13 protein-coding genes are annotated in these 13,608 nt (G+C 70.7%); 3 read left to right on the top strand and 10 right to left on the bottom strand.

The window, feature by feature from the left end; genetic code table 11:
• Positions 1-3 precede the first annotated feature (3 nt).
• The 4 genes from IS481_RS02165 to def all read right to left on the bottom strand — a co-directional run bounded on the left by IS481_RS02165 (position 4) and on the right by def (position 2,884).
• On the bottom strand, positions 4-363 hold the full coding sequence (locus IS481_RS02165; protein WP_232529430.1) for a hypothetical protein: 360 nt from the start codon (positions 361-363) through the stop codon (positions 4-6).
• Between the two features lie 107 nt (positions 364-470).
• Positions 471-1,328: a zinc metalloprotease HtpX gene (gene htpX, locus IS481_RS02160; RefSeq protein WP_104358781.1), complete on the bottom strand. Its 858-nt coding sequence runs from the start codon at positions 1,326-1,328 to the stop codon at positions 471-473.
• Between the two features lie 73 nt (positions 1,329-1,401).
• Positions 1,402-2,361: a methionyl-tRNA formyltransferase gene (gene fmt / locus IS481_RS02155; protein WP_104358782.1), complete on the bottom strand. Its 960-nt coding sequence runs from the start codon at positions 2,359-2,361 to the stop codon at positions 1,402-1,404.
• A gap of 10 nt (positions 2,362-2,371) precedes the next feature.
• Complete coding sequence (gene def / locus IS481_RS02150; protein WP_104358805.1) at positions 2,372-2,884, bottom strand: peptide deformylase; 513 nt, start codon at positions 2,882-2,884, stop codon at positions 2,372-2,374.
• A 273-nt stretch (positions 2,885-3,157) separates the two neighbouring features.
• On the opposite strand from def, the gene IS481_RS02145 reads away from it, so the two are divergent.
• The 3 genes from IS481_RS02145 to IS481_RS02135 all read left to right on the top strand — a co-directional run bounded on the left by IS481_RS02145 (position 3,158) and on the right by IS481_RS02135 (position 5,965).
• Positions 3,158-4,312, top strand: coding sequence for a LysM peptidoglycan-binding domain-containing protein (locus tag IS481_RS02145; RefSeq protein ID WP_104358783.1), 1,155 nt, complete (start codon positions 3,158-3,160; stop codon positions 4,310-4,312).
• A 14-nt stretch (positions 4,313-4,326) separates the two neighbouring features.
• On the top strand, positions 4,327-5,442 hold the full coding sequence (dprA, locus tag IS481_RS02140; RefSeq protein ID WP_104358784.1) for a DNA-processing protein DprA: 1,116 nt from the start codon (positions 4,327-4,329) through the stop codon (positions 5,440-5,442).
• Between the two features lie 67 nt (positions 5,443-5,509).
• Positions 5,510-5,965 (top strand): Smg family protein, encoded by a 456-nt coding sequence (locus IS481_RS02135; RefSeq protein ID WP_104358785.1) that lies wholly within the window; start codon positions 5,510-5,512, stop codon positions 5,963-5,965.
• Positions 5,966-6,032: 67 nt separating this feature from the next.
• Here IS481_RS02135 and IS481_RS02130 read toward each other — a convergent pair whose 3' ends face one another.
• The 6 genes from IS481_RS02130 to IS481_RS02105 all read right to left on the bottom strand — a co-directional run bounded on the left by IS481_RS02130 (position 6,033) and on the right by IS481_RS02105 (position 13,596).
• Entirely contained in the window at positions 6,033-8,321 is a 2,289-nt protein-coding gene (locus IS481_RS02130) for a DUF1631 family protein (RefSeq protein ID WP_104358786.1), read from the bottom strand.
• Positions 8,322-8,363: 42 nt separating this feature from the next.
• Complete coding sequence (gene secF, locus IS481_RS02125) at positions 8,364-9,395, bottom strand: protein translocase subunit SecF (RefSeq protein ID WP_104358787.1); 1,032 nt, start codon at positions 9,393-9,395, stop codon at positions 8,364-8,366.
• Between the two features lie 42 nt (positions 9,396-9,437).
• Positions 9,438-11,318 carry a protein translocase subunit SecD gene (gene secD, locus IS481_RS02120; RefSeq protein WP_104358788.1) on the bottom strand — a complete coding sequence of 627 codons (1,881 nt, stop codon included), beginning with the start codon at positions 11,316-11,318 and terminating at the stop codon, positions 9,438-9,440.
• A gap of 82 nt (positions 11,319-11,400) precedes the next feature.
• On the bottom strand, positions 11,401-11,724 hold the full coding sequence (gene yajC, locus IS481_RS02115; protein WP_104358789.1) for a preprotein translocase subunit YajC: 324 nt from the start codon (positions 11,722-11,724) through the stop codon (positions 11,401-11,403).
• Positions 11,725-11,830: 106 nt separating this feature from the next.
• Positions 11,831-12,892 (bottom strand): XdhC family protein, encoded by a 1,062-nt coding sequence (locus IS481_RS02110; RefSeq protein ID WP_104358790.1) that lies wholly within the window; start codon positions 12,890-12,892, stop codon positions 11,831-11,833.
• Between the two features lie 107 nt (positions 12,893-12,999).
• Complete coding sequence (locus tag IS481_RS02105) at positions 13,000-13,596, bottom strand: SRPBCC family protein (protein ID WP_104358791.1); 597 nt, start codon at positions 13,594-13,596, stop codon at positions 13,000-13,002.
• Positions 13,597-13,608: the final 12 nt, after the last annotated feature.

Raw genomic sequence — 13,608 nt, 5'->3', positions numbered from 1 at the left:
GGCTCACTCGGTGAAGCGGCCCTCGTCGTACGGCCCGGCGTCGCCGGCCGTGGCGGCCGCGCGGCGGCGCCCCTTGTCGGGGGCGCGGGCCAGCTTGGGCTCGACCGCCTCGATGCCGTATTCGCGCATGTAGTCGTTCATCTCGCGCCAGCCGGCGAAGATCGCCGCCTTGTCCGCGCGCGGATTCAGCGTGTAGCAGTCCTCGATGGCGCGGCCGGCGTGCCGGCAGGCCGCCCCCAGCGCCCGGCCCTCGGCCTCGCGGCGCTGCGCGACGGTCTCGGCCGACTCGATGCCGAGCGCGTCGCACCCCAGGAGTGCGGCACCCACGAGCAGGCTGGCGAGGAAGGCGGACGGATGACGCATGGCAGGCAGGAAGTTCGTTCCCAGGTCTTCGGCCGTCCGCGCGCAAACTTGAGCCCGAAAAGCAGGACGCCCGGCGGCGGGCCGGGCGTCGTCGTGCCGGGCTCCGGTCAGCGTGCCATCGCGCCGCGGGCCATCGCCATCAGGCGGGCGATGCGCTCCTCGGTGCTCGGGTGGGTGCTGAACAGCCCGCTCAGGCCGCCGCCGGACAGCGGGTTCATGATCATCATCTGCGCGGTCTCGGGGTGGCGCTCGGCCGCCTCCAGCGGGATGCCGCGCGCGTAGCGCTGGATCTTGTCCAGCGCCGAAGCGAGCGCCTGCGGGTCGCCGCAGATCTCCGCGCCGCCGCGGTCGGCCTCGAACTCGCGCGCCCGGCTGATCGCCATCTGGATCAGGCTCGCGGCCAGCGGCGCCAGGATCATCACCAGGATGCTGACCACCGGGTTGACCGGACGGCCCTCGCTGTCGCGGCCGCCGAAGAACATCGCGAAGTTGGCCAGCATCGAGATCGCACCGGCCATGGTCGCGCTGATCGTGCTGATCAGGATGTCGCGGTGCTTCACGTGGGCCAGCTCGTGCGCCATCACGCCGCGCAGCTCGCGCTCGGTGAGGATGCGCATCAGGCCGGTGGTGGCGGCCACCGCCGCGTTCTGCGGGTTGCGGCCGGTGGCAAAGGCGTTGGGCGCGTCCTCGTTGATGATGTAGACGCGCGGCATCGGCAGGTTCGCGCGCTGCGCCAGCTCGCGCACCATCCGGTAGAACTGCGGCGCGGTGGTCTCGTCGACCTCGCGCGCGTTGTACATCTTCAGCACCAGCTTGTCGCTGAACCAGTAGCTGAAGAAGTTCATGCCGAGCGCGATCACCAGCGCGATCACCATGCCCTGCTGGCCCCCCAGCAACGAACCGATGGCCATGAACAGGCCGGTGATGGCCGCCATCAGCACGGCGGTCTTCAGCATGTTGAACATCTATCGGACCTCGCTATCGATGAGTCTTTTCTGAGGATCTGCAGCCGCCCAGTTGCGGCTTCGGGACCGGAATTCAAGCCACGCGGCGTTCCAGCACCATGCCGGGTTCGACCGCATGGCCGCGCAGGAATTCCCGCGCCGGCAGCCGCTTGCCGCCCGGCTTCTGCAGCTGCGTGAGGCGCAACGCCCCCTCGCCGCAGGCGACCACCGGGCCGCGCTCGTCGACCGCGAGCACCGTGCCCGGCGCCCCGGTCCCGTCGGTCAGCTCGGCCGCCCAGCACTTGAGCGGCACGTCGCCAAGGTGAGTCACCACTCCGGGGAACGGGTCGAAGGCACGGATGCGGCGCTCGATCACCGCCGCGGGCAACGTCCAGTCGGCCTCGGCCTCGGCCTTGTCGATCTTGTGGGCGTAGGTCACGCCTTCGGCCGGCTGCGGGACGGGCCGCAGTCCGCCGCAGGCGGCCAGCTCCAGCGCCTCGACGACCAGCCGGCCGCCCAGCGCCGCCAGGCGGTCGTGCAGGCTGGCGGTGGTGTCACCCGGGGCGATGGGCACGCGCTCGACCAGCAGCATGTCGCCGGTGTCCAGGCCCGCGTCCATCTGCATGATGGTGATGCCGGTCTCGGCATCGCCCGCCTCGATCGCGCGGTGGATCGGCGCCGCGCCGCGCCAGCGCGGCAGCAGCGAGGCGTGGATGTTCAGGCAGCCCAGGCGCGGCAGCGTGAGCACCCACCCCGGCAGGATCAGCCCGTAGGCCGCCACCACCATCACGTCCGGCGCGGCCGCCTGCAGCGCCGCCTGCGCGGCGCGGGCGTCGTCCGGGTACTTGCCGTCCAGCCGCAGGCTGCGCGGCTGGGCCACCGGGATGCCGTGCGCGACGGCGAACTGCTTGACCGGGCTGGCCTGCAGCTTCATCCCGCGGCCGGCCGGGCGGTCGGGCTGGGTCAGCACCAGCGGGATCGCGAAGCCGGCCGCATGCAGCTGCTCGAGGGCGACCTGCGCGAACTCCGGCGTGCCGGCGAACGCCACCTTCATCGGTCGCGCCTCAGGCACGCTCTTCCTCGCGGGCGCGCTTGAGCATCTTGGTCTTGATCCGGTTGCGCTTGAGCGGCGAGAGGTACTCGACGAACACCTTGCCCATCAGGTGGTCCATCTCGTGCTGCACGCACACGGCCAGCAGGCCGTCGGCGTCGAAGCTGTATTCCTTGCCGTCGCGGTCGAGCGCGCGCACGGTCACGCGGGCGTGACGCTGCACCTTGTCGTAGATAGCCGGCACCGACAGGCAGCCCTCTTCCCAGACGATCATCTCGTCGCTGGTGGCCACCAGCTCGGGGTTGATCAGCACCCGCGGGTCGTTGCGCTCCTCGGAGGTGTCGATGACGATGACCCGCTCGTGCACGTCGACCTGCGTCGCCGCCAGACCGACGCCGTTGGCGTCGTACATGGTCTCGAGCATGTCGTCGACCAGCTGGCGGATGCGGTCGTCGACCTGCGCCACCGGCTTGGCCACGGTGTGCAGGCGAGGGTCGGGATAGCGCAGGATGTTCAGTTTGGCCATGATCAAGCGGGGTGCCGGCCGGGCTGTCTGGGCCCGGCAACGCACGAACTGTGACGCAATGCCGCTGCCGGCGCCGCGAGCGCGGTAACCACGGGCAAATTTCGTTGCGGCATCAAGGGTTTATGGGCAGAATCTGTGAAACTATGTGAGGAATTCTCGCCGAACTGATGCTGCCCGGCGAGCCAACAACTCATTAACCATATAGCGTCATGGCCGGCCGTTTCCAGGCCATGTCCGGCGAGCGAGCGGAGACCCTGCATGACAAGAAGCGCGATGTGGCGAGCCCGTCCCAAGGCAACCCTGGCCGTTCTCGGCTCGCAAGCCCTGCTCGGGGCGGCCCTTCTCGCGTTCGGCACCACGGCCTCTGCCGTCAATTATCCGATCACCCCCGAATGGCGGGCCACCGCGGAACAGGTGGCGCAGGCCGGCGTGCCGCTGTCCGAGCTGGCCCCGAACGCCCCGGACTCCTACGTCGTCAAGCGCGGCGACACGCTGTGGGCCATCTCCGGCATGTTCCTGCTGCGCCCCTGGCGCTGGCCCGAGCTGTGGGGCATGAACTATGACCAGATCCGCAACCCGCACCTGATCTACCCGGGCCAGATCCTCTACCTGGAGCGGCTCGGCGACCGGGCGCGGCTGCGCGTCGGCCAGCCGGTCGGCAACGGCACGATCAAGCTGTCGCCGCGCGTGCGCAGCGAGGCGCTGGACGACGGCGCGATCACCTCGATCCCGGTGCACCTGATCGAGCCGTTCCTCAACGAGGCGGTGATCTTCAACACCAACGAGCTCGAGCCGGCGCCGCGCATCGTCGCCACCCAGGAGGGCCGGGTGCTGCTGTCGCGCGGCGAGACCGCCTACGTGCGCGGCGAGCTGGGCGACCTGCGCGACTGGCGCCTGTTCCGCAATCCCAAGCCGCTGAAGGATCCGGCCACCAACGAGGTGCTGGGCTACGAGGCCACCTACCTGGGCACGGCCGAGTACGTGCGCCCGGGCGGCACGGGCCCGAAGGGCGAGATCGTCCCGGCGAGCTTTCGCATCGTCTCCAACCGGCTGGAGGTCGGCGTGGGCGATCGCCTGGCGCCGGTGCCGCCGCGCGAGTTCATCAACTACGTGCCGCACGCGCCGCAGAACCCGATCGAAGGCCAGATCGCCTCGATCTACGGCGAGGGCCTGACCGCCGGCCAGAACCAGATCGTCGCGCTGAACAAGGGCGCCCAGGACGGCATCGAGCGCGGCCACGTGCTGGCGCTGTGGCGCAAGGGCCGCGAGGCGGTCGACACCACCTACGGCGGGCGCGAGAAGATCCTGCTGCCCGATGAGCGCCACGGCCTGCTGTTCGTGTTCCGCGTGTTCGACCGCATGTCCTACGCGCTGATCCTCAACGTGCAGGAGCCGGTCCAGATCGGCGACCGCTTCACCCAGCCCTGAACGGCGAGGCCGGCATGTCCGTGCCGGATCGCGACGAGCTGGCCGCCTGGCTGCGGCTGGTCGAGACCCCGGGCATCGGGCGGGACAGCGCCCGCAAGCTGCTGGCAGCCTTCGGGCCGCCGCAGGCCGTCTTCGAACATCCCCCCGACGCCTGGCGCGAGGTCGTGCCGCCGGCCCAGGCCACAGCCCTGGCGCGCCCGCGCGAGGACTTGGCTGCCCTGGTCGAGTCCACCCGGCAGTGGCTGGCGGCCGACGCGCACCGCCACGTCCTCACGCTGGGGGACCCCGCCTACCCGCGCCTGCTGCTGGAAACCGCCGACCCGCCGCTGCTGCTGTACGCCGCCGGCCGGCTGGAGCTGCTGCAGGCCCCGTCGATCGCGGTGGTCGGCAGCCGCCATGCCACCGCGCAGGGACTGGAAAACGCACGCGCCTTCGCCGCGCACCTGAGCCGCGGCGGCCTGACCGTCGTCTCGGGGCTGGCCGCCGGCATCGACGGCGCGGCCCACGAGGGCGCCCTGGAAGGCGCGGGCAGCACGATCGCGGTGGTCGGCACGGGCCTGGACCGGGTCTACCCGACACGCCACGCGCCGCTGGCGGCCCGCATCGCCGCCGAGGGCCTGCTGCTGAGCGAATACCCGCTCGGCATGCCACCGCTGGCGGGGAACTTTCCGCGCCGCAACCGCATCATCTCGGGGCTCGCGCTGGGCACGCTGGTGGTCGAGGCGGCCCTGCAGTCGGGCTCGCTGATCACCGCCCGGCTGGCGCTGGAACAGGGCCGCGAGGTGTTCGCGATCCCCGGGTCGATCCACGCCCCGCAGTCGCGCGGCTGCCACGCCCTGATCAAGCAGGGCGCCAAGCTGGTCGAAAGCGCCCAGGACATCCTGGAGGAGCTGCACCTGCCGGCCGCGTCCGCCAGCCCGCCCCCGGACGCCGCACCCGAGCCGCCTGCGGCCGAGGCCGACGACCCGGTGCTCGCGGCCCTGGGCCACGATCCGGCCACGCTGGACGCGCTGGTGGCGCGCACCGGCTGGCCGGCCGCGCAGCTGAACGCCCGCCTGCTGGAACTGGAGCTCGAAGGCCGGGTCGCGCGGCTGCCCGGACAGCTGTTCCAGCGCGTCGACCGGGGCTGACCGGCAGGCGCACCCCGTGCGCGTTTTTCATCACCGTGGGGTTTCCCCGCTCGGGTATAGTCGGATCATGTTCGATGTGCTCGTCTACCTGTACGAAAACTACTGGCGGCCGGACGCCTGCCCGGACCACGCCCAGCTGACGCGCAAGCTTTCGGCCGTCGGCTTCGAGAATGACGAGATCGAAGAAGCCCTCACCTGGCTGGAAGGCCTCAGCCATGCGGTCAAGTCCCATGCCGGGACGCAGTCGCCCGGCAGCATGCGGGTCTACACCCAGGCCGAGCAGGACCAGCTCGGCGAGGAATGCATCGGCTTCATCAGCTTCCTGGAAAGCGCCGGCGTGCTGCCGGCCCCGATGCGCGAAATCGTCATCGACCGGGCGATGGCCAGCAGCGCCGGCGGGCCCGTGCGCCTCGAGGACCTGAAGATCATCGTGCTGATGGTGTTCTGGAGCCTGGGCGAGGAGCCCGATGCGCTGATCCTCGACGAGCTGTTCGTCGACGCGGCCGACCGCCTGATCCACTGACCGGGACACGTGCCCGTGGCAGCACGCGGGAGCGCGTGCTGCCCTCCCCTCTCCCCTGCCTTCGCTTTCAGTTCAGCAGCCGGCTAGGGTCGGCGTCGAGCTTGGCCAGCGCGCTGCGCGTGGCGCGCACGGTCAGCGCCTCTTCCTCGGCCGGCACCATCAGCCCGGCCTGCAGGAAGGCGGCCAGGCGGTGCTGCTGGAACAGGATGCAGCGGCCGGTCGGCGAGACGAACAGGCTGAGCTGCTTGCGCAGGCCCTGCCAGGCCAGCTGCACCGCCTCGCTGCGGCCACGGTAGTCCAGCTTGAACCAGCTGCCGACCTGGATGCCGCGCGCCCAGGCGACCATCGCGGGGCTGGGCATCGAGCCGCCCTCGGTGACGACTTCCAGCCCGGTGGTCTCGTGGCCGGACAGGTCCACCACCATCGACTCGTCGATCTCGACCTCGGTGTCGGGCAGCAGCTCTTCCAGCGTCTCCAGCCGCATCATCAGCTCGTCCAGGCGTTCGGACGGGATCGCCGCCGCCTTGGCGGTGAAGGCCGCGGCCAGCGAGTTGTTCAGCGCCTGGATGTGTTCCTCCTGCTTGTCCGGCGGCACCCCGGCGCTGGCCATGCCGTCGCGCAGCGTCTTGAGCAGCGGTGGCAGGCGCCGGATCACCTCGGCGCGCTCCTCGCGCGAGACCTTGGCGCTGGCCGACCAGATCAGGTCGGCCGCGGCGCGCTTCATCGCCTTGGTCTGCTCGCTCTGCTGGCCGGTCTTGACCGCGGTCATCGCCAGCACGTCGGCCCAGATCTGGAACAGGAACTCGCGCACCCCGTCCTGCACCGGCACCTCGTTGAGCATCTTGCGCAGCTCGATCGTGTACTGGATCGTGAGGATCTCGCGCTGCTCGACCTGCTGGGCCAGCGAGACGCCCTTGCGCGAGGACTCGTTTTCCTTGGTGAAGTAGTGCTCGAGGAACTTCTCGAACTCGACCAGCACGGTCTGGAACACGCGGCGGCCGGTGTCGGGGTAGGCCTCGACCACCTGCACGACGCGCTTGATCTCCTTCTCCAGCGCATCGCCCATCGCCCCGGCGGTGGAGGCGTCGAAGCCCATCACGCAGGCGCCCATGCGGTCGATCAGCTTGCGCGCCGGGTGGTCGATGGTGGCAAAGAAGTCGGGCTCGGCGATCGCCACGCGCAGCACCGGCATCTGCAGCCGGGCGAACCAGACGCGCACCGAAGCGGGCAGGCGCTCCTCGGTCAGGATGCTCTGGAACAGCAGCGCGACGATCTCGATCGTGGCGCGCTCGATCGGCGACGAGGTGGTGCGCTTGAGCGCCTGCTTCTTCTCGTTGAGCTCGTCCAGCAGCACCGGGGTGCTGGGAATGACCAGGTCGGGCCGCGTGCTGCCGGTGCGCTGGCGCACCTCGCGCTCGACGTCGGCGATGGCCGCCATCAGCTGCGGCGAGGCATGGTGCGTGGTGGTCGCCTCGAAATCCGGCACCTGGCGCCCGACCAGGCGGTTGAGCCGCCCGAGCACCGCCTGCGCCTGCTCGGAGGCGCGCAGCAGCGCCGAGGCGCGCGTCATCAGCCGGGTCTCGTCGTTGACATGGCGCAGGCTGCCCGGACCGGAATGCACGTGGACGGAGGCCGCCCCGCCGGCGAGCGACTGCGCCGCCGAGCTGACGCCGGGGGCCGGGTTGCCGGTGTCGCGGGTGCGCCGGATCAGCGGCCGCAGGTCGATCTCCGGCAGCACGCCGTGCGCGATCAGCCACTTGTTGGTCTCGTGGTAGCCCAGCACCACCAGGTGGCCGAATTCGTCGTGCAGCACCGGCTGCAGTGCCCGCCAGGCCTCGATGCTCAGGCCGCAGGCCAGCCAGGCGTCGAGCACCTCGCGCGCGACGGTGTGCGGGCGCAGCACGTCGGTGGAGGACAGCTCGTCGCGGCGCTCCATCGCGGTCATGCGCGAGCGCAGGTCGGTGAACTCGGTGGCCGCCTGGTCCATCACGGCCAGGGCCAGGCGGGAGCTGAGGATCTCGTGCTCGATGGTGGCGTCGTCCACCAGGGACAGCTCGGCCCCGCGCCGGGCGAGCCCGGCCGGCTTGCTGGAGCCGCCGCTGTCGGCGAGCTCGCCGGCCATGCGGCGCTGCAGGCGCTCGGACAGCTCCTGCTGCCACTTGCCGCGCAGCCGCTGCACGTCCGACCAGGCGTCGCGGCGCCGCAGCAGCAGGTCCGGCGGCGCGGCCTGGGTGGCCAGGGTCCGCGCGCCCTCCTCGACGGCCGCCAGCGCATTGGGTGCCCCGTAAAGGAGCACGTTCAGAAAGGTCTTGCGCGCCTGTGCAGCGAGCGCCTTCGGATCGGCGGAGATCGCCATGGTCGGGAAATGGCCTGCGTGCAGTGCGGAATTTCCGGCACTCTACACCACTGCCCCCGCATTCGGGTCGTTCGGGTCGGTTTCCTTGCGCGAGGGCTTGACCAGGTCTTCACGCTTGACGCCCAGCCACATCGCCACTGCCGCGGCGACGAACACCGACGAGTAGATGCCGAAGCAGATGCCGATGGTCAGGGCCAGCGAGAAGTAGTGCAGCGTCGGGCCGCCGAACAGCAGCATCGACAGCACCATGACCTGGGTCGAGCCGTGGGTGATGACCGTGCGGCTGATCGTGCTGGTGATGGCGTGGTCGATGACCTGCGGGGTGGTCATCTTGCGGTACTTGCGGAACGCCTCGCGGATGCGGTCGAAGATCACCACCGACTCGTTGACCGAATAGCCCAGCACCGCGAGCACCGCGGCCAGCACCGACAGCGAGAACTCCCACTGGAAGAACGCGAAGAAGCCGAGGATGATCACCACGTCGTGCAGGTTGGCGATGATGCCGGCCACGGCGAACTTCCACTCGAAGCGGAACGCCAGGTAGATCATGATGCCGGCGATGGTCGCGGCCAGCGCCAGCGCGCCGTCGCGGGCCAGCTCGGAGCCGACCTGCGGGCCGACGAACTCGCTGCGCTGCAGCTTCAGCGGCTCCTCGCTGCCGGCCGTGCAGACCTCGCGGCTGACCGCCTCGCCCTGCGCGGTGACGGATTCCTGCCGCCCGACCGTGCCGCCCTCGGCCGCGCACAGGCGGCCGAACACCTGGCCGACCAGCTCGCTCTGCTTGGCCTCGCCGCGCAGCGGGATGCGGATCAGCACGTCGCGCGAGGTGCCGAAGTTCTGCACCTGCACGTCGCCCAGCTGCAGCGACTCCACGGTCTGGCGCACCTTGGGCAGGTCGGCCGCTTCGGCGTACTGCACCTCCAGCACCGTGCCGCCGGTGAACTCGATCGACAGGTGCAGGCCGCGCGTGGCGAGGAAGAACACGGCCGCCAGGAAGGTGATGAACGACACCGCGTTCAGCACCAGCGCGTGCCGCATGAAGGGGATGTCGCGCTTGATTCGGAAGAATTCCATCGCTTGGGTCTCTGCGTGAGTCTTGGACGATCCGAAGCGCGATCAGCCTTCGGCCTTGGCGGCGTTCCCGCCGTCGGGGCGCCAGACCTGCCCGATCGACACCGACTTGAGCTTCTTCTGCCGGCCGTACCAGAGGTTCACCAGGCCGCGGGCGAAGAACACGGCCGAGAACATCGAGGTCAGGATGCCCAGGCAGTGCACCACCGCGAAGCCGCGCACCGGGCCGGACCCGAAGGCCAGCAGCGCGACGCCGGCCACCAGCGTCGTGACGTTGGAGTCCAGGATGGTCGCCCAGGCGCGCTCGAAGCCGAGGTGGATGGCCGTCTGCGGCGCCGCGCCGTTGCGCAGCTCCTCGCGCACCCGCTCGTTGATCAGCACGTTGGCGTCGATCGCCATGCCCAGCGTCAGCGCGATGGCCGCGATGCCCGGCAGCGTCAGCGTGGCCTGCAGCATCGACAGCACGGCCACCAGCAGCAGCAGGTTGACCGACAGCGCGATCGCGGAGAACACGCCGAACATCAGGTAGTAGGCGATCATGAACACCACGATCGCGACGAAACCCCACATCACGCTGTCGAAGCCCTTGGCGATGTTGTCGGCGCCCAGCGTCGGGCCGATGGTGCGTTCCTCGATGATCTCCATCGGCGCGGCCAGCGAGCCGGCGCGCAGCAGCAGCGCGACGTCGTTGGCCTCCTGCGTGGTCATGCGGCCGGAGATCTGCACCCGGCCGCCACCGATCTCGGTGCGGATGACCGGGGCGGTGACGACTTCGCCCTTGCCCTTCTCGAACAGCAGGATGGCCATGCGCTTGCCGACGTTCTCGCGCGTGACGTCGCGGAAGATGCGCGCGCCCTTGGCGTCCAGCGTCAGGTGCACCGCCGGCTGCTGCTGCTCGTCGAAGCCGGCCTGGGCGTCGGTGAGGTTCTCGCCGGTCAGGATGACCTGGCGCTTGACGATCAGCGGGCCGCCGCCGCGCTCGACGTAGCGCTCGGTGCCGAACGGCACCGGGCCGGTGCCGGCCGCCGCGGCCAGCGCCTCGGCGCTGTCGTCGACCAGGCGCACCTCCAGCGTGGCGGTGCGGCCGATGATGTCCTTGGCCCGGGCGGTGTCCTGCACGCCGGGCAGCTGCACCACCACCCGGTCCAGGCCCTGCTGCTGGATCACCGGTTCGCTGGTGCCGAGTTCGTTGACGCGGTTGTGCAGCGTCGTGATGTTCTGCTTGAGTGCCTGCTCCTGCACGCGGCGCGCCGCCTCGGGCCTGAGCGAGGCGACCAGCTTGACCGCATCGCCGTCGGCGACCTGGGTCCACTGGAAGTCGGGCTGCTGGTTCGCGAGCAGGTCCAGCGCCCTGGCGGCCACCGCCGGGTCGCGGAAGCGCACCTCGACGTCGTCGCCGACGCGGTTGACGCCCGCGTGGCGCAGGTCACGCTCGCGCAGCAGGCTGCGCACGTCGTTGGTCAGGCCCTCGGCGCGCTTGGTCAGCACGGCCTGCATGTCGACCTGCATCAGGAAGTGCACGCCGCCGCGCAGGTCCAGGCCCAGGTACATGGGCAGCGCGTTGATCGAGGCGAGCCACTGCGGCGAGCGCGACAGCAGGTTGAGCGCGACGATGTAGCCGGGATCGTTGCGGTCGGGGTTCAGCCCGCGCTCCAGCACGTCGCGCGCACGGATCTGGGTGTCGGTGTCGGCGAAGCGTGCGCGCACCGAATTGCCGTCCAGCTGCACGAAGTCGGCCTGGATCGAGGCCTGTTGCAGCAGCTGCTCGACCCGCACGACGACCGATGCGTCCACCCGTACCGTGGCCTTGCCGCTGGACACCTGCACGGCCGGCGCCTCGCCGAAGAAGTTGGGCAGGGTGTAGAGGACCCCTACCACCAGCGCGATCAGCATGATCGCGTATTTCCACCACGGATATCGGTTCATGAACGCTCTCGTGCCACGGACGACGACGGGCGCGACGGTGGCGCGCCCGGACGAAGACGGCAGTGGATCAGACGGACAAGGATTACTTGATCGTGCCCTTGGGCAGCACCTGCACCACGGCGTTGCGCTGGATCTGCAGCTCCACGCCGTTGGACACCTCGATGTGCAGGTAGGTGTCGCCCAGCTTGGAGACCTTGCCCAGCAGGCCGCCGGCGGTCACGACCTCGTCCCCCTTGGCGAGCGCCTCGATCATCGCCTTGTGCTCCTTCTGGCGCTTCATCTGGGGCCGGATCATGATGAAGTACAGCACCACGAACATCAGCACCAGGGGCAACAGGCTCACGAGGGTCGACTCGGCGCCGCCCGGTGCGGCCGCGGCTTGTGCATAGGCTTCGGAAATAAACACGGAACTCTCTCCTGACGTTCGACGGATAAACGGTTGATTGTATGCGCCGGCGGCCCCGCCGCCGGGCGGCCGCCGCCGTCAGGAAGGGGGTTGTCCCGCGCCCCGCTCAGGGCTGCGGCAGCGCGCAGGCCACCGGGTCGTCGCTGGCGGCGATCTGGCGCTGGTTCTTGGCCTCGGCCACGTCCATGTCGCGCGGCAGCGGCACGCCGTTCTTGACCGCCAGGATCTCGGCCATCACGCTGACCGCGATCTCCGGCGGGGTCTTGCTGCCGATGTAGATGCCGATGGGCCCGCGCAGGCGGGCCAGCGACGCCTCGGTCTGGCCGAAGTGCTCGATCATGCGCCGGCGCCGCGCGTCGTTGTTGCGCCGGCTGCCGATCGCGCCGACGTAGAAGGCCTCGGTGCCGAGCGCCTCCAGCAGCGCCAGGTCGTCCAGCTTGGGGTCGTGGGTGAGCGCGACCACGCAGCTGCGCCGGTCGGGGCGGAAGGCACGCACCACGTCGTCGGGCATGTCGCTGACCAGGGTCGCGCCGGGCACGTGGAAGCCGCCGCGGTATTCCTCGCGCGGGTCGCACACGGTGACCGCGAAGCCGCTGAACAGCGCCATCGTCGCCAGGTACTCGGCCAGCTGGCCGGCCCCGATCAGCAGCATGCGGTACTCGGGGCCGAAGGTGTTGGCCATGCGGGCCTCGTCCAGCGCCAGCTCCGAGGGGGTCAGCGCGGTCTCCAGCGTCACCTGCCCGTCGGCCAGCCGCACGGTGCGCCGCACCAGCTCGCCGGCCTCCAGGCGGCGCACCAGCTCGGCCAGCGCGGCCGGGTCCGGGTCGTATTCGAGCAGCAGCTCCAGCGTGCCGCCGCAGGGCAGCCCGAAGCGGTGCGCCTCGTCGGCGGTGACGCCGTACTTGACGAACTCGGGCGGACCGGACGGGATGGCCTTCGCCTCGCCCTGGCCGGCGTAGGCCCGGGTGTAGCGGTAGATCAGGTCGTCCTCGATACAGCCGCCCGAGACCGAGCCGACCACCGCCCCGTCCTCGGCCAGCGCCATGATCGAGCCGACCGGCCGCGGCGACGACCCCCAGGTGCGCACCACGGTGGCCAGCAGCGCACGGCGGCCGGCCTGCCGCCAGTCGCGCAGCGTGCGCAGCACCAACACGTCCAGGTTCTCCATCACGGTCCTCCTTGGGTCCTTCGTTCACGCGGTCGCCGGCTGCACAGGGTGCCGCAGCCGCCGATCCCGCGTCGCCAGCGGGGGTGATGGCCGGCCGCGCCGGCGGCTCAGCCGAGCAGCCACCAGCCGGCCGCGACCACGGCCACCGCGATCGCGATCCACAGCCAGGTCCGGTCGCCGCCGCCGGCCGCGGCCGGCTGTGCCGCAGGTGCAGGCGCGGATGCCGGCGCGGCCCCGGCCTCGGGGGCGGCCTCGCGCGGGTGGCGGCGGCGCATCTCCTCGTCGAAGCGCTTGAAGAAGTCCTCGGCCATCGAGCGCGCCACACCGTCGATCAGGCGCTGGCCGACCTGGGCAATGCGCCCGCCCACGTGGGCCTGCACCTGGTAGCTCAGCTCGCAGTCCTCGCCCGCCGGCGCGAGCGAGACGTGCGCCGTGCCCTTGCCGAAGCCGGCCGCACCGCCCTGCCCCTCGAAGGCCAGGGTGTAGCGCTCGGGCGGCTGCAGGTCCGACAGCGCGATCTTCCCATTGAACTTCGCTCCCACCGGGCCGACCTTGACCGCCATCACGACGTCGTAACGATCCTCGCCGTTGCGTTCCACCTTCTCGCAGCCCGGGATGCACGCGCGCAGCACCTCGGGGTCGTTGAGCGCGTCCCAGGCCTGCTGCTGCGTCACCGGCAGGGTGCGGCTGCCTTGCATTTCCATCGTCGGACTCCC

Origin of the sequence: Caldimonas thermodepolymerans, from assembly GCF_015476235.1 — a bacterium.
In the GTDB taxonomy this organism is placed as follows: domain Bacteria; phylum Pseudomonadota; class Gammaproteobacteria; order Burkholderiales; family Burkholderiaceae_C; genus Caldimonas; species Caldimonas thermodepolymerans.
This window is presented reverse-complemented; position numbering and strand designations above follow the sequence as displayed.

Coding starts and splice junctions, on each gene's coding strand:
- IS481_RS02165 (WP_232529430.1), bottom strand. CDS start 363: ATGCGTCATCCGTCCGCCTTCCTCGCCAGCCTGCTCGTGGGTGCCGCA.
- htpX (WP_104358781.1), bottom strand. CDS start 1,328: ATGTTCAACATGCTGAAGACCGCCGTGCTGATGGCGGCCATCACCGGC.
- fmt (WP_104358782.1), bottom strand. CDS start 2,361: ATGAAGGTGGCGTTCGCCGGCACGCCGGAGTTCGCGCAGGTCGCCCTC.
- def (WP_104358805.1), bottom strand. CDS start 2,884: ATGGCCAAACTGAACATCCTGCGCTATCCCGACCCTCGCCTGCACACC.
- IS481_RS02145 (WP_104358783.1), top strand. CDS start 3,158: ATGTGGCGAGCCCGTCCCAAGGCAACCCTGGCCGTTCTCGGCTCGCAA.
- dprA (WP_104358784.1), top strand. CDS start 4,327: ATGTCCGTGCCGGATCGCGACGAGCTGGCCGCCTGGCTGCGGCTGGTC.
- IS481_RS02135 (WP_104358785.1), top strand. CDS start 5,510: ATGTTCGATGTGCTCGTCTACCTGTACGAAAACTACTGGCGGCCGGAC.
- IS481_RS02130 (WP_104358786.1), bottom strand. CDS start 8,321: ATGGCGATCTCCGCCGATCCGAAGGCGCTCGCTGCACAGGCGCGCAAG.
- secF (WP_104358787.1), bottom strand. CDS start 9,395: ATGGAATTCTTCCGAATCAAGCGCGACATCCCCTTCATGCGGCACGCG.
- secD (WP_104358788.1), bottom strand. CDS start 11,318: ATGAACCGATATCCGTGGTGGAAATACGCGATCATGCTGATCGCGCTG.
- IS481_RS02110 (WP_104358790.1), bottom strand. CDS start 12,892: ATGGAGAACCTGGACGTGTTGGTGCTGCGCACGCTGCGCGACTGGCGG.
- IS481_RS02105 (WP_104358791.1), bottom strand. CDS start 13,596: ATGGAAATGCAAGGCAGCCGCACCCTGCCGGTGACGCAGCAGCAGGCC.